Annotated in this window: 14 protein-coding genes; 8 read left to right on the top strand and 6 right to left on the bottom strand. The window is 64.6% G+C overall.

Annotated elements, in window-relative coordinates; translation table 11 throughout:
* Positions 1-1,068 (top strand): isocitrate/isopropylmalate dehydrogenase family protein, encoded by a 1,068-nt coding sequence (locus tag AB4118_RS24325; protein WP_441492153.1) that lies wholly within the window; start codon positions 1-3, stop codon positions 1,066-1,068.
* A gap of 61 nt (positions 1,069-1,129) precedes the next feature.
* On the opposite strand, the gene AB4118_RS24320 is transcribed toward AB4118_RS24325, so the two are convergent.
* Positions 1,130-2,695: a rhodanese-like domain-containing protein gene (locus tag AB4118_RS24320; protein WP_441492152.1), complete on the bottom strand. Its 1,566-nt coding sequence runs from the start codon at positions 2,693-2,695 to the stop codon at positions 1,130-1,132.
* Positions 2,695-3,657, bottom strand: coding sequence for an alpha/beta fold hydrolase (locus AB4118_RS24315; RefSeq protein ID WP_441492151.1), 963 nt, complete (start codon positions 3,655-3,657; stop codon positions 2,695-2,697). The genes AB4118_RS24320 and AB4118_RS24315 overlap by 1 nt, the downstream gene beginning before the upstream one ends.
* An 89-nt stretch (positions 3,658-3,746) precedes the next feature.
* On the opposite strand from AB4118_RS24315, the gene AB4118_RS24310 reads away from it, so the two are divergent.
* A complete protein-coding gene (locus AB4118_RS24310; RefSeq protein ID WP_441492150.1) occupies positions 3,747-4,754 on the top strand; it encodes a PdxA family dehydrogenase in 1,008 nt (335 codons plus the stop codon).
* 45 nt (positions 4,755-4,799) lie between these two features.
* On the opposite strand, the gene AB4118_RS24305 is transcribed toward AB4118_RS24310, so the two are convergent.
* A complete protein-coding gene (locus AB4118_RS24305; protein WP_441492149.1) occupies positions 4,800-5,891 on the bottom strand; it encodes a tartrate dehydrogenase in 1,092 nt (363 codons plus the stop codon).
* A 208-nt stretch (positions 5,892-6,099) separates the two neighbouring features.
* Between AB4118_RS24305 and AB4118_RS24300 the strand changes: the two genes are divergently transcribed.
* The 3 genes from AB4118_RS24300 to AB4118_RS24290 are packed head-to-tail and all read left to right on the top strand — an operon-like array spanning position 6,100 to position 9,321.
* Positions 6,100-6,543: a MarR family winged helix-turn-helix transcriptional regulator gene (locus tag AB4118_RS24300; RefSeq protein WP_441492148.1), complete on the top strand. Its 444-nt coding sequence runs from the start codon at positions 6,100-6,102 to the stop codon at positions 6,541-6,543.
* 11 nt (positions 6,544-6,554) lie between these two features.
* Entirely contained in the window at positions 6,555-8,225 is a 1,671-nt protein-coding gene (locus tag AB4118_RS24295; RefSeq protein ID WP_441492147.1) for an MFS transporter, read from the top strand.
* Positions 8,226-8,241: 16 nt separating this feature from the next.
* On the top strand, positions 8,242-9,321 hold the full coding sequence (locus tag AB4118_RS24290) for an HlyD family secretion protein (protein WP_441492146.1): 1,080 nt from the start codon (positions 8,242-8,244) through the stop codon (positions 9,319-9,321).
* Positions 9,322-9,464: 143 nt separating this feature from the next.
* Here AB4118_RS24290 and AB4118_RS24285 read toward each other — a convergent pair whose 3' ends face one another.
* From AB4118_RS24285 to AB4118_RS24275, 3 genes are all read right to left on the bottom strand, one after another.
* On the bottom strand, positions 9,465-9,941 hold the full coding sequence (locus tag AB4118_RS24285; RefSeq protein WP_441492145.1) for a Ros/MucR family transcriptional regulator: 477 nt from the start codon (positions 9,939-9,941) through the stop codon (positions 9,465-9,467).
* A 139-nt stretch (positions 9,942-10,080) separates the two neighbouring features.
* A complete protein-coding gene (locus AB4118_RS24280; RefSeq protein ID WP_113516134.1) occupies positions 10,081-10,290 on the bottom strand; it encodes a hypothetical protein in 210 nt (69 codons plus the stop codon).
* A gap of 222 nt (positions 10,291-10,512) precedes the next feature.
* Entirely contained in the window at positions 10,513-10,731 is a 219-nt protein-coding gene (locus tag AB4118_RS24275) for a hypothetical protein (RefSeq protein WP_441492144.1), read from the bottom strand.
* 285 nt (positions 10,732-11,016) lie between these two features.
* Between AB4118_RS24275 and ybaK the strand changes: the two genes are divergently transcribed.
* The 3 genes from ybaK (at position 11,017) to AB4118_RS24260 (ending at position 13,498) form a co-directional block, all read left to right on the top strand.
* A complete protein-coding gene (gene ybaK, locus AB4118_RS24270) occupies positions 11,017-11,490 on the top strand; it encodes a Cys-tRNA(Pro) deacylase (RefSeq protein ID WP_441492143.1) in 474 nt (157 codons plus the stop codon).
* A 363-nt stretch (positions 11,491-11,853) separates the two neighbouring features.
* Positions 11,854-12,726: a transporter substrate-binding domain-containing protein gene (locus AB4118_RS24265; protein ID WP_441492142.1), complete on the top strand. Its 873-nt coding sequence runs from the start codon at positions 11,854-11,856 to the stop codon at positions 12,724-12,726.
* 103 nt (positions 12,727-12,829) lie between these two features.
* Positions 12,830-13,498, top strand: coding sequence for an amino acid ABC transporter permease (locus AB4118_RS24260; protein ID WP_441492141.1), 669 nt, complete (start codon positions 12,830-12,832; stop codon positions 13,496-13,498).

The following is a 13,498-nucleotide window of genomic DNA, read 5'->3' as shown; positions in this document are numbered from 1 at the left end:
ATGGCGAAGCTCACCATCGGCGTCCTCAACGGGGACGATATCGGCCACGAGATCGTCCCGGCTGCGGTCGAGGTGACGCGCGCAGCGGCCGCCCGGCACGGGCTCGCCATCGACTGGCGGCCCATGCCTATCGGCCGCGCCGCGCTCGATAGCCACGGCACGACGCTGCCGGATGGCACGCTGGAGACGCTCGCCACCTTCGACGGCTTCATCCTCGGGCCGATCGGTCATCAGGCCTATCCAAAGGGGCCGGGCGCGATCAATCCGCATCCGATCCTGCGCAAGCATTTCGACCTGTTCGCCAATGTCCGCCCGACGCGATCCTACCCCGACATCGGCTGCATCTATGACGATGTCGACCTCGTCATCGTGCGCGAGAACAACGAGGGCTTCCAGCCGGACCGCAATGTCGTGATGGGCTCGGGCGAGTTCCGGCCCACTGACGACCTGACAATCTCGGTGCGCGTCATCTCGCGCAGGGGCAGCCGCAAGGTCGCCCGTGCCGCGCTCGACATCGCCCGGTCGCGGCGCAAGCGCCTGACGCTCGTGCACAAGAACACGGTGTTCAAGCTCGGCTGCGGCATGTTCGTGGAGAGCTGCTACGAGGCGGCGAAGGATTATCCCGATGTCACGATCGACGAGGTGATCGTCGATACCTTCGCAATGCGCCTGGTGCGCGATCCGCAGAGCTTCGACACTGTGGTGACGACGAACATGTTCGGCGACATCCTGACCGATGAAGCCGCGGGGCTGGTCGGCGGGCTCGGCATGGCGCCCGGCCTGTGCATCGGCGAGGGCGGCCTCGCCATGGCGCAGGCGACGCATGGTTCGGCGCCCGACATTGCCGGCAAGGGCGTAGCCAATCCCTATGCAATGATCGAGTCGACGCGGATGCTGATCGAGCATCTCGGCCGGGTCCGATCCCTGCCGCAGGCGGTGGAGGCCGCACGCACGATGGAAGCGGCGATCCGCTCCGCGCTCTCGGGGCCCGAGACGCGCACGCGCGACATCCGCGGCACCACCGGCACCCGTGGCATGACCGAGGCGATCACCAGGGCGATCGGTTAGATCAGCGGGCCGGATACGCGTTCCGCTCCGATGATCCTGAGCCCGATGCCGAAATGTTGCATCAGGCTCTGAGGTCGAGCGTGTCGAGCCGATATTCGCCGCGTTCGTCTGCGTCGAGCTGGGCGACCAGCCCGAGCTCCCAGGCAAGATAGCGCCGCGCGGCATCGAGATTGCCGTCGTGCCGGTCGTGCACGAAGAACAGAAAGTCGATGGCGTCGGCGTCCGCGGGGGCGTCGGGCGAGCTGTCGAGGGCAAGCCCCTCCGCGCGCCAAGCGCTTGCGTCGCCTGTGACCCGGCGAACCGATGTCGCGCCGCATTCCGCGAGGTCGCGGCTGGCGAGCGCGGTTGCTGTCTCGTCTCCCGCAAGCAGCACATGCCGGCCCGCCACGGCCGGCAGGCGCGGCCGGATCGACCAGGCGGCGCCCGGCAGATGGCCGGCGCGATAGGCAAGCGAGCCGCGCAGGTCGAGCAGCAGGTCTCCGGCTTGCGCGCGCTCGATCGCCTCATCGGCGCTGATTGCAGGTGGTGCGACAAGGTCGGGAGGCGGTTCGGATACCGGCAGGCGCCAGTCGGCCGGCCAGGACTCGATATCGGGAAGCACATAGGTTTCGTAGCCGAGTTGGCGCAGCCAGAACGCAGCGAGCGCCGCGCGCAACCCGGTATCGTCGGCCAGGATGATGCGCGCTCGGCGGACGCCGATCCAGTGGTCCGTGGCCTGAATGAGCTGGCCTCCTGGCGCTGAGGCCGCCGCGGCATGCGGCGTGGCCGCGTGCTCGGCCGGATCGCGCATGTCGAGAAGATAGGTCGTGCGGCCGGGCTCTCCGGCGAGGTCTTCGGCTTTGAGGCGGTCGATCCGCGAAATAGCATGCGTGCGCATGAAGGCATCGGCCCGCAGGCGGCTTGCCGCGCGGTCGATCTGCGGCAAAGGACCGGCGGCAGAGTCATACGCGAGCGCACGGCCCGAGAGCGCCCAGCCCTGCGTGCCGTTTTCCAGGGCAAGCACCACTGCGCCCGGCTGCATCAGCGCCAAGCCCGCGGTGCCGATGATGCTGCGCGTCCGCCCGGCGCAGTTGATGATGACGGGGGCTTCCCCCGGGGCGAGTGCGTCCCAGCGATGCGCCGCCTCTCCGTTCGGAAAGGAGCGCGAGCCCGGGATCGTCATCTTCGTGTATTCGCCGGCTGAGCGACCGTCGAGGAGGTGCAGCGGGCGGCCCTGCTCCTGCCAGGCGTCGAGAGTGTCGGGACCGATCGCAGGCACGTGCCAATGCTCCTCGACCAGCTCGCCCAGCGTCTTGCTCGGCAGGTTCACGCCCTTGAACAGGGTGTATCCGGCCGCCGCCCAGGCCGGGGCGCCGCCCGCGATCCAGTCGATACGGCTGTAACCCATCGCGGTGAGCCGCGTTGCGGCGCGCTCGGACACCCCATCGCCCTCGTCGACCAGCACGACCGGCACGTCGCGGCGGGGCACGAGTACCCCGACCAGCGCCTCCAGCCGGCTATAGGGGCAGGGCACGGCGAGGAAGGGGTGGCCTTCGCCGTACTGACCCTGTTCGCGCAAATCGAGACAGGCGATCTCCCCGGGTGCGTGCAGCCTCCGCTTCGCTTCCTGCGGATCGAGCGCCGGCATCAGGCAGCTTCGGCATAGGGCACGGGCTCACGTCCCGAGAAGAAGTCATGGAAGGCGGCGTAGACGAGGTCGGGTCGGTGCTCGGCCGGATAGTGCCCGGTCGGAATGGCCCAGCCGCGCACGCCGTCCGCCCATTCCTGCCAGGCTTCGAGCGGCTTGAAATGCCGGCCGCAATGGCTGTTCGAGCCCCACAGGACGAGGACGGGGCAGGCGATCTTGCGCTTGCCGTAATCCGCCGTGTCCATGGCAAGGTCGAGGGTCACGGTGGCGCGATAATCTTCGCAGACGGCGTGAATCTGCTCCGGGGTCGTGCAGCGTGCGTAGTCAGCCAGCGCCTCGGGCGTGAAGATCTCGAGCCCGACACCCTTCTTGTTGAGCTTGTAGCGGATGTAATAGTCGAGATCGGCGCAGATCAGCCGCTCGGGAAACGGCGCTTTCTGCGCCATGAAGAACCAGTGGTAGGATTCAAGCCCCCAGCCGAGGCTGACATTGGTCAGGACATGATGGGTCGGCACGATGTCGAGAGCGGCCAGCGCGGTGACGCGGTCCGGCTGGTCGAGAGCCATGCGGAAGGCGACGCGCGCGCCCCGGTCGTGCCCGGCGACTGCGAAACGGTCGAAGCCGAGCGCGTCCATCACATCGAAATTGTCCTCGCCCATCGCACGGAAACTGTAGCCGGCATGGTCCTCTCCGCCGTCGGGCTTGGAGCTGTCGCCATACCCGCGCAGGTCGGTCGCGACCACCGTGAAGCTCTGAGCCAGCGATGGCGCAATCTTGTGCCAGCTCGACAGGTTGAGCGGGTTGCCGTGGATCAGCAGCAAGGGCGGCCCGCTTCCGGCTATGGCCACCTCGATTTCGGCGCCGCGGGTGCGCAGTTTACGGCGCTCGAATCCTGCCATCAGCACGGGGCCATGCGGCAGGAGTGGCGGCCGGCTCGCCCCGGGTTCTGATCGTTCCAGCATCATCGGCATTGCTCCTCATCGGATCCCATGCGATGAATATCATATTGTCGACAATAAGCATCTTGAATCTGAGGGACGTCATGGCCGCCATGCAGGATAAGCCTCGCCTCGGCTTCCTCTTCGGAGACGCGACCGGCATCGGTCCCGAGATCGCGGCCAAGGTTCTCGCCGCGGGCCGCTATCGCGAGCATGTCCGGCTCGTTGCGGTTGGTGATCGTCGCGTGCTGGAGCAGGGCGCGCGCGATGCCGGTGTTCAGCTCCGTTGGACCGGCGTGACTGAACGCGACGAGATCGACTGGGATGCTCCCGAGATCCCGCTCGTCGATCTCGGCAATGCCGATCCGGCTCAACTCGGGCGCGGGCAGATATCGGCGGAATCCGGCCGGATCACAGGCGAGACGCTGGCCCGTGCCATCAGCATGGCGCAGGCCGGACAGCTCGATGCGATCACCTTCGCGCCGCTGAACAAGGCCGCGATGTTCGCAGGCGGCTGGCGCTTTCCCGACGAGCACAAGTTGTTCGCGCATCTGCTCAGGCATCACGGCTATTTCTCGGAAATGAACGTGCTCGACGGCCAGTGGATGTCGCGGGTGACGTCGCATGTCTCGCTGCGCGAAGCCCTCGACCTGATCGATGCGCGCGCGATCACCGATGCGGTCGAACTCGTCGACCGCATGATGAAGCGCGCCGGGATCGTCAGCCCGCGCATCGCGGTGGCCGCACTCAATCCTCACGCCGGCGAGAACGGCCTGTTCGGCCGCGACGAGATCGAGCTGATCCGGCCGACCGTGGAGCGGATCGCGGCTGGAGGCATCGGCTGCACCGGGCCCTATCCGGCCGATACGGTCTATATTCGTGCCTTCGCCGGCGAATTCGACAGTGTCGTCGCCATGTATCACGACCAGGGCCAGATCGCGACGAAGCTCAGGGGCTTCAATCGCGGCGTCACGGTGACGGCGGGGCTCGACGTCGTCTTCACGACGCCAGCGCATGGCACAGCATTCGACATTGTCGGCAAAGGCGTGGCCTCGCCCGGCGCGCTCCAGAGCGCCGTCGAACTTGCGAGCCGACTGGCGACAGTCCGCGTCGCCGCCTGAACCGCCGGGCGGGTCGCGACGATGCCGCTATCCGCAGGGCGCCGGTCAGCTGGCGGCGTGAGCGAGATTGTCGCCGCGGAGTGCCTCCAGCACTGCATCGGTCACCGAGCGCGTGGTCGCCGCGCCGCCGAGATCCGGCGTGTGGTTTGCCGGGTCAGCCGTGACGCGCTCGATCGCGCGCATCAGCCGTGCGGCTGCGTCCGCCTCGCCGAGATGGTCGAGCATCATCACGGCGGACCAGAAGCTGGCGATCGGATTGGCGATGCCCTTGCCGGTGATGTCGAAGGCGGAGCCGTGGATCGGCTCGAACATCGAGGGAAAACGGCGCTCGGGGTCGAGATTGGCGGTGGGGGCAATGCCGATCGAGCCTGCGAGGGCTGCGGCTAGGTCGGACAGGATATCGGCATGAAGATTCGTCGCCACGATCGTGTCGAGGCTCCGCGGCTTCAGTGTCATACGGATGGTCATGGCGTCGACCAGCATCTTGTCCCAGGTCACGTCGGGAAACTCGCGCGCCACTTCGGCGGCGATCTCATCCCACATCACCATGCCGTGGCGCTGTGCGTTCGACTTGGTGACGACGGTCAGGAGTTTGCGGGGACGAGAGCGCGCCATTTCGAAGGCGAAGCGCATGATGCGCGTGACCCCGCCGCGGGTGAAGATCGAGACCTCGGTCGCGATCTCCTCGGGTTGCCCGCGATGCGAGCGCCCGCCCTGGCCGGCATATTCGCCCTCCGAATTCTCGCGCACGATCACCCAGTCGAGATCATCCGGAGCCACCCCGCGCAGGGGCGGCTCGATGCCCGGCAGGATGCGCGTCGGGCGCACATTCGCGTATTGGTCGAAGGGCTGGCAGATGGCGAGCCTCAGGCCCCATAGGGTGACATGATCGGGCACATCGGGCGCGCCGACGGCACCGAAATAGATCGCGTCGCAATCGCGGATGCGGTCGAGCCCGTCTTCGGGCATCATCCGGCCATGGCGCTTGAAGTAGTCCGAACCCCAATCGAAATGGGTGAAGTCGAACGCGAAATTGCCGGACCGGGCGGCGCATAGCGACAGGACCTCGAGCCCTGCCCCGATCACCTCGGCGCCGATCCCGTCGCCGGGAATGGCGGCAATCCAGTAGGTTTTCATCAGACGGCTCCGCCCTTGCGTTCGAATAATTGCCTATTGTCGACAATTATAAAGCCCTGTCGGAAATAGTCTACCGGCTGGGCAAGGAAAACCTCCGCTCTCATAGCTTCGGGTACCCCGACGGATTGTCGGCCTGCGCCTGGGTTCGTCCGAATGACACTTGGTTAGCTGCTTGACTAATAGATAGTACACTACACATATGCGTTCTATGGACGACACCCGACCTGGATTCGAGCGCAGCTTCCTGACGGAGCTGTCGACGGCCGGCCGCAAATTGCGAACCCTGTTCGATCGCCTTGTGCGCCAACGCGGCCTGACCTTGTCGCGTGCACGCGCATTGCTTCATCTCTCGCGTTGCCCGGCGATCAATCAGACGGAACTCGCCAGTCTGCTGGAGGTCGAGGGCCCGACCGTCGTGCGCCTGCTCGACGGGATGGAGAAGAACGGCCTGATCGAGCGAAGCGCCATCGACGGCGATCGGCGGGCGAAACAGATCAGCCTGACCCCAGCCGCCCAACATCAGGTCGAGGAGATCGAGGAGATCTCCGGCGAGATCGGCCGCGAGGTATTGCGCGAGATCGACCCTGCCGAACTCGAGATCGCGATCCGCGTGCTTCGGCAGATGATCCGCAACATGGAGCCTCAGTCCTGAGGCTCATGGCCATGGCTACGACCAACGAAACGGAAGCGCGGCCCGAAGCAGATCCTTCATCTGCGAACGTCCAAGAGCCTTCCCGCCCTGAGAGCCCGGCTCTGCTGCCGGCAAAGCCCTTTGCCGTCGCCGCGGCCTATGTCGCGGCCGCCGCCCTTCTGATTGGCACGCAGGGCCTCGGCATGAACTTCGTCGCTGCCAATACCAATCAAATCCAGGGTGCCTTCGGCGCGACGCAGCTTGAGATCAATTGGCTGATCGCCGCCTATATGGCGCCGAATGTCAGCCTGACCCTGATCCTGACCAAGGTCCGGACGCAGTTCGGGCTGCGCCGCTTCGCCGAGCTCGGCATCTGCATCTTCGTCACCGCCTCGCTTCTACATCTGTTCGCGCATGATCTGCATTCGGCGATCGGGGTCCGCTTCCTCGCGGGCATGGCGGCATCGCCGATATCGACACTCGGCTTCCTCTACATGCTCGAGGCCTTTCCTCCGGCCAGGAAGATGTCATGGGGCTTGAGCCTGACGCTGACCTGCTCCGCGATCACCCCTACGCTGGCGCGGCTGATCTCGCCGATGCTGCTCGATATCGGTCAATGGCAGGGCCTCTATACGATGGCGATCGGCCTCGCGCTGATTTCGCTTGCCGTGATCTTCTATCTGCCACTGACGCCGATTCCCCATGCGAAGGTCCTGCAGCGGCTGGATTTCATCAGCTACCCCTTGATTGCGATCGGCTTTGGCCTGCTCGCGGTCATCCTGGTGATGGGCCGCCTGGTCTGGTGGCTGGAGGCACCCTGGATCGGCTGGTGCCTTGCCCTGGCCATCCTGTCGCTCGGGCTTGCCGTGGCAATCGAGATCAATCGCGAGACGCCGCTGCTGAATGTGCGCTGGCTGATGAGCCGGGAAATGCTCCATATCACGGCGGTGCTGCTGGTCTTCCGCATCGTGCTGTCGGAGCAGACTTCGGGCGCACTCGCCCTGTTCCAGAATCTCGGCCTGCTCAATGAGCAGAGCAGGGGGCTGTATGTGGTGATCCTGCTGGCTTCGCTTTGCGGCGGGCTCCTTTGCGGCGCCACTCTCAAGCCCGAGCGCGTGCCGCTGCTGCACGGCGTCGCGCTGCTCTGCATTTGCGCCGGTGCCGCCATGGATAGTCAGGCGACCAATCTGACGCGGCCGGACAACATGTATCTGAGCCAGGCCCTGATCGCGTTTGGCGGCGCGCTGTTCCTGCCTCCGGCGATGCTGGCCGGTCTCATGGCTGCGCTCCGCCAGGGGCCGACCTTTATCACCAGCTTCATCGTGGTTTTCCTCTTCACGCAGAGTCTGGGCGGCCTGATCGGTTCGGCTTTCTTCGGCAGCTTCGTCACGCTCCGCGAGAAGTTCCATTCCAGCCTTCTCGTCGAACATTTCTCGCTGTCCGACCCGGCGGTGGCGGAGCGGGTGAGGCAGCTTTCGGCAGTCTATGGAAAGCTGCTCACTGACGGGCGGCTGCTGAATGCCGAGGGCGTCGCCCTGTTCGCCCAGCAGGCCAGCCGCGAAGCCAATATCCTCGCCTATAACGACGCATTCCTGCTCATCGCGGTCCTGGCAGGAGCCGCGCTCGGCGGACTGATCATCCATCTGCTCTACGCAAGACTGCGCAGCGCCAAGTTCTTCTTACGCCCGGCCGAAGCCCTCTGAACCGAAACCAGCCATCATGTCGAAAGCCATTCGCTCACCTGGAACCCTGATTGCGCTGCTGGTCGCCGCAGGCGGTGTGCTGCTCGTGCTTTACGCCTGGCGGCTGCCGCCCTTCGCCAGCTCGGTCGAGAGCACGGAGAATGCCTATGTCAAAGGCCAGGTCACGATCATCAGCCCGCAATTGGCGGGCTATGTGAAGAAAGTCGCGGTTCAGGACTTCGAAACGGTGAAGGCTGGTGATCTCATCGTGCAGATCGACGACCGGATCTACGAGCAGCGTGTGCGGCAGGCGCAGGCCACTCTTGCCGGCCAGCGGGCCACCCTCGCCAATGCCGATCAATCGCAGCGCGCTGCCGAAGCGCGCCTGCGCTCCGGAGAAGCCCAGATCGCCAGTGCGCAGGCGGCGGTCGAAACCGCGGAAGCCAATGCCGGGCGCATCCTCGCCCTGCGCGAGAAGGGGATTTCGACGCAGAGCGCGGCCGATCAGGCCAGTCTGGTGCTCGACCAGGCCCGCGCCAGCCTACGCCAGGCCGAAGCGGCCCTCGATGTCGCCCGGCAGGATCGGCAGTCCATCATCGTCGGGCGCGCCGGGCTGGAGGCAGCCGTGCGCAATGCCGAGGCAGCAGTGCAATTGGCCGCGATCGATCTGCAGAACACCCGCATCCTGGCGCCGCAGGACGGCAAGATGGGCGAGATCGGCGTGCGGCTCGGGCAATATGTTGCTGTTGGCACGCAACTGGCGTCGCTGGTTCCGGCCAGGAAATGGGTGATCGCGAACTTCAAGGAAAACCAGCTCTCCGGGATGAAGATCGGCCAGCCGGTGACCTTTACGGTCGATGCGCTGCATCACGCCGCGTTGACCGGGCATGTCCAGGAGTTCTCGCCAGCCACGGGCTCCGAGTTCAGCATCCTGAAGGCCGACAATGCGACCGGCAATTTTACCAAGATTGCGCAGCGGCTGCCGGTGCGGATCGCGATCGATCAGGACCAGCCTTTGACCGAGGATCTGGCGCCCGGCATGTCGGTCATCGTCAGCATCGACACCGCCACGCCGGTTGAGGCAGCCGTCAACCTATCCCGCGCCGACAAGCAATAACATCGGCGTGCAAGCGACCAGGGGGGGACAATTGCGGACTTCTGGATCGCCCGCGCTCCAAAATGGCTGCGGTGATCCAGAAATCTCCAGTCCCGAAAGCGCCGAAACGGCAGGCGCCAACGGCCGTCAGCTTCGCGGCCGGGTCAGGCGCTGGAGCCTGAGCGCGGGCCGCGCTTGGCGCGCGGTGGCTTCGCGACGACGGGTGCGGCCGGGACCACCTTGGCCTTGCGACCCAGGCCCGATGCCTTTGCAAGGGCGGCCCGGGCCTCGGAATAGTTCGGTGCGACCATCGGATAGTCTGAGGGCAAGCCCCACTTGGTGCGATATTGCTCAGGAGTGAGATTGTAGGCCGTACCCAGATGACGCCTGAGGGATTTGAACGATTTGCCGTCTTCCAGGCAGATGATGGCGTCCGGCGTGACCGACTTCTTGATCGGAACGGCCGGTACGAGCGCGACCGGTGGCGGCGCAGCTTCGGATTTGGCGTCGAGCTGCGCGAACGCTGAATACGTGCTCGCAATCAAGCCAACGAGATCGCTGCGAGGGACATTGTTATGTGCGACGTAGGCCGAAATAACCATCGCCGTGAGATCAATATAATTTTCATCTTCGTTGGCCATGGCTTTTCCCAAATCAGAATATTGCGCCTAGGTCTCATTTAACCTGCCGAACGTTCTATTTGCAATACTCGTTGCGGTGGTTCGCTCAATTCCGATGCTTGCAGTCCCGGTTTATTCTGGTGAGAGGGCGTGCGGCGGCCTACTGAACTGGGTGGTGACGCGCCTGTTCGAGACTGGCCTTGGCCAGCATAGCCTCCAGCGAGGCGAGAACTTCTGGCACCATGAAGAGGGAGATTTCGTTCTTCCCATCGACTTCCAAGGCGATTACGGCGCCCAGTGTCGTGTCTGCGCTGACTGTAACGTGCTTCACTTTGATCACTGCAAACTCGCGCGTCGGCTTCTGCGGCATTCTCTCACCCCCGTTCTTTGATCTGTGTTCGTCATTCGATATCAACTTACAACGTATTCACAGCCGCCTCGCCACGTGCCCCCGGCACCGTGGTCCTCGCGAGCGGCCAATGTGACGACGAGGCCGGTCAACACGCTCTCCTCGCCAAAACCCTTGATGCAGCCGATCAGTCCCTGGACGTGTTCGACGGCGTGGGCGATGTTCAGCTGATTGCGGAGCCTGTCACCTCGCGGCCGTCACCTCTGGTCCCTTCGCGTGCAATGCCTTGCGCGTCTCATAGTCGACGATCGCGGCCCTGAGAGCTTGCAATTCGAGGGCTTTCGCCGAATTGGGCTGCGCATCCTCGATCTGGCCGATGCGCAGAAGCGCATACCGGTAATCCTCATGGCAGGTGATGCAGACGCTGTGCGTTTCCGGTTTGAGTTCAGTCACCGCGGTCATCGGATCTCTCCTTCCGTGGCTGATCCCAGAAAACTAGTTTGGACGGTTGGGGTTTCAAGAGGGTGTGACGCTGTCGCGAAGCTCGCCGCGGATGCTTCCAAGGGGGGCGGCTTCGTCCTGGTCTGCGGAGCAGACGCGCGCATCGAAGCGGCCGCCTCCAGTGAAGCCCTTGGTGCCTCATGGGCCCAGCAGAAGGGGATGTCTCTCGGGGCGCGGGATTTCTATAGGGAGGGGGCGTTTCGGCGCGGGCCGCAATCGCGGCCAAAGCACCAGGGTTTGAGGGCTATGGGACAATCCACACCTGCCACGGCCGTGTTGAAAGCGGGCGGCGTTTCCTTCGAACTCCGAACCTATGAATACGACCCCAATAGCGATCGCGTCGGTCTTCAGGCGGCCCAGTCCCTGGGTGAACCACCCGGTCGGGTCTTGAAGACATTGATCGCGCAGGTCGACAACACGCCAGTTTGTCTGGTTCTCCCATCAGACCGCGAGGCAAGCATGAAGAGGGTGGCCGCGGCCCTTGGAGGCAAGAGCGCGCGTATGCTGGCGCCGAGCGATGCCGAGCGCCTGACGGGGTATAAGGTCGGCGGCGTCAGCCCATTCGGTCAGAAGCGCAAGCTGAGGACCCTTGTCGAGATCACGGCCGTCTCCGAGCCATATGTCTTCGTCAATGGAGGTCTACGTGGCCTGCAGGTCAAGCTGGCCCCGAACGACCTTGTCCGCGCAAGCAATGCGGGGACGGTCGCGATTGTTTCCTAGCGGCGATCGTCTCTGGCTCGGCTTCTGCGACGTTCCGGGCTCGCGCGATCAATCGCTAGTCCGGGAGAAGACGGCCCGACGACACAGCGCGGTGATCGCGGCGGCTTCGTTGTGTCGACTGCGGCGTTGAACGCCGCCACTCGCAGGTCTGGCCTCGGGTTCCAATCCAGCGGCCGAACACCATTGGAGATGCCCCAGCAATCTGCTCCCAGTCTCGTTGCGCCGCTTCCCTCGGCGCCTCTGGACGTCGCTTGACAGGCTCTGTCGATCAAAACTAGGCTAACATAGTTATGCTTCTTATTCTGTAATTATAGAATAAATCCATACGAGGCGGACCGCCTCGCATAAGGGGAGCGTGCCGCTATGACAGACGTCGTCGACAGCAAACGAAACCTGCTCAAGGCCGGCCTTGTCGGTGGCCTTGCACTTGCGGCAGCGTCCAGTTCAGCCAGGCAGGCGGCGGCACAAGCCGCTCCCAACAGCCTGCTGCGCACCGTTCTCGACCGGGGCAAGCTCATCGTCGGCACGGGCTCGACCAATGCGCCCTGGCATTTCGAGGATGAGAAGGGGCAGCTCGTCGGCATGGACATCGCCATGGGGCGGATCCTCGCCAAGGGGCTCTTCGACGACGACAAGAAGGTCGAGTTCGTCAGGCAGGATGCGGCTCAACGCATTCCCAACATCAATACCGGGAAGGTCGACATCGTCATCCAATTCATGACGATGTCACCGGCGCGGGCGCAGCTCGTCGCGTTCTCCCGACCCTATTATGTCGAGGGCATCGCCCTGCTGACGCGCCCCGACAGCGACAAGAAGAGCTTTGACGCCCTGCTCAAGGCAGGATCGGGTGCACGGGTCTCCATCCTGCAGAACGTCGATGCCGAAGCGTCGGTGAAGAAGGTCCTGCCGCAGGCGACGGTCATGCAGCTCGACAGCCAGGCCAATGTCGTCCTTGCGCTCGATTCAAAGCGTGCCGATGCCGCCGCCGTCGATCTCTCGACCGTCTGGTGGCTCGCGAAGCGCCACCCCGACAAATATGCCGATGCCGGCAAGTCCTGGAACTCCATGCTGTACGGCGCGGCCATGCGCCAGGGCGATCCGGACTGGGTGCGCTTCGTCGACACCACCTTCGGGATCGCCATGTACGGCCACCAGAACGAGATTTTCGATGTCGCGATCAGCGATTATTTTGGTCTGACGCCGCCAGTCCGCGAGACGGGGCTGCCGAAATTCTGACGGCGGCTTTCGCGGTCGCGCTTCGCCGACCCCTGCGCTCGCCGCTGGCGCGCGGCAGGGCGGCGAAGTCGCCTGCACGGCCCGTGACGAGACGTCTCCCGGCATGACGAACTACCACTTCAACTTCGCGATCGTCTGGCGCTACGCCGCGAAGCTGTTCGACGGTCTCCTGCTCAGCATCGAGCTCGCAATCGCGACGATCGCGATCGGCATGGTGATCGGGCTGGTTCTGGCGCTCGTCGAAATGGACGGGCCACGCTGGGCCAGGCCGTTCATCCGGGGCTATGTCGAATTCATCCGCAACGTCCCGCTGCTGCTGCTCGTCTATCTCGTCTTCTACGGCGTGCCGAGCGCGATCGATCTGCAATATGACGCCACCACCTCGTTCGTGGTGACGCTGGCGATCTATTCCGGCGCCTATCTGGTCGAGGTCCTGCGCGCCGGCTTCGAAGCCGTGCCGAAAGGGCTGATCGAGGCTGGCAAGGCGATCGGTCTTACGCCAGCGGGCGTGCTCGTCCATGTCCGGCTGCCGACGGCGCTGCGCATCGCCCTGCCATCGCTCTCGAACACCTATGTCTCGCTGTTCAAGGACACCTCGATCGCCTCCGCGATCGCCGTCCCTGAACTGGCTTACGGCATGCGCTGGATCGAGACGCAGACCTTCCGGACGGTCGAGGTCTATCTGCTCGCGACGCCGATCTATCTGGTCACCAGCTACGCCATCCTGCTGCTGTTGCGGCTGGCCGAGCGGCGCTATGCCATCACGCGGTGA

Origin of the sequence: Allobosea sp. 2RAB26 (assembly GCF_052115465.1) — a bacterium.
Lineage (GTDB): Bacteria > Pseudomonadota > Alphaproteobacteria > Rhizobiales > Beijerinckiaceae > Allobosea.
Note: the sequence above shows the minus strand (reverse complement) of the source record. Positions and strands in the feature narration are given on the sequence as shown.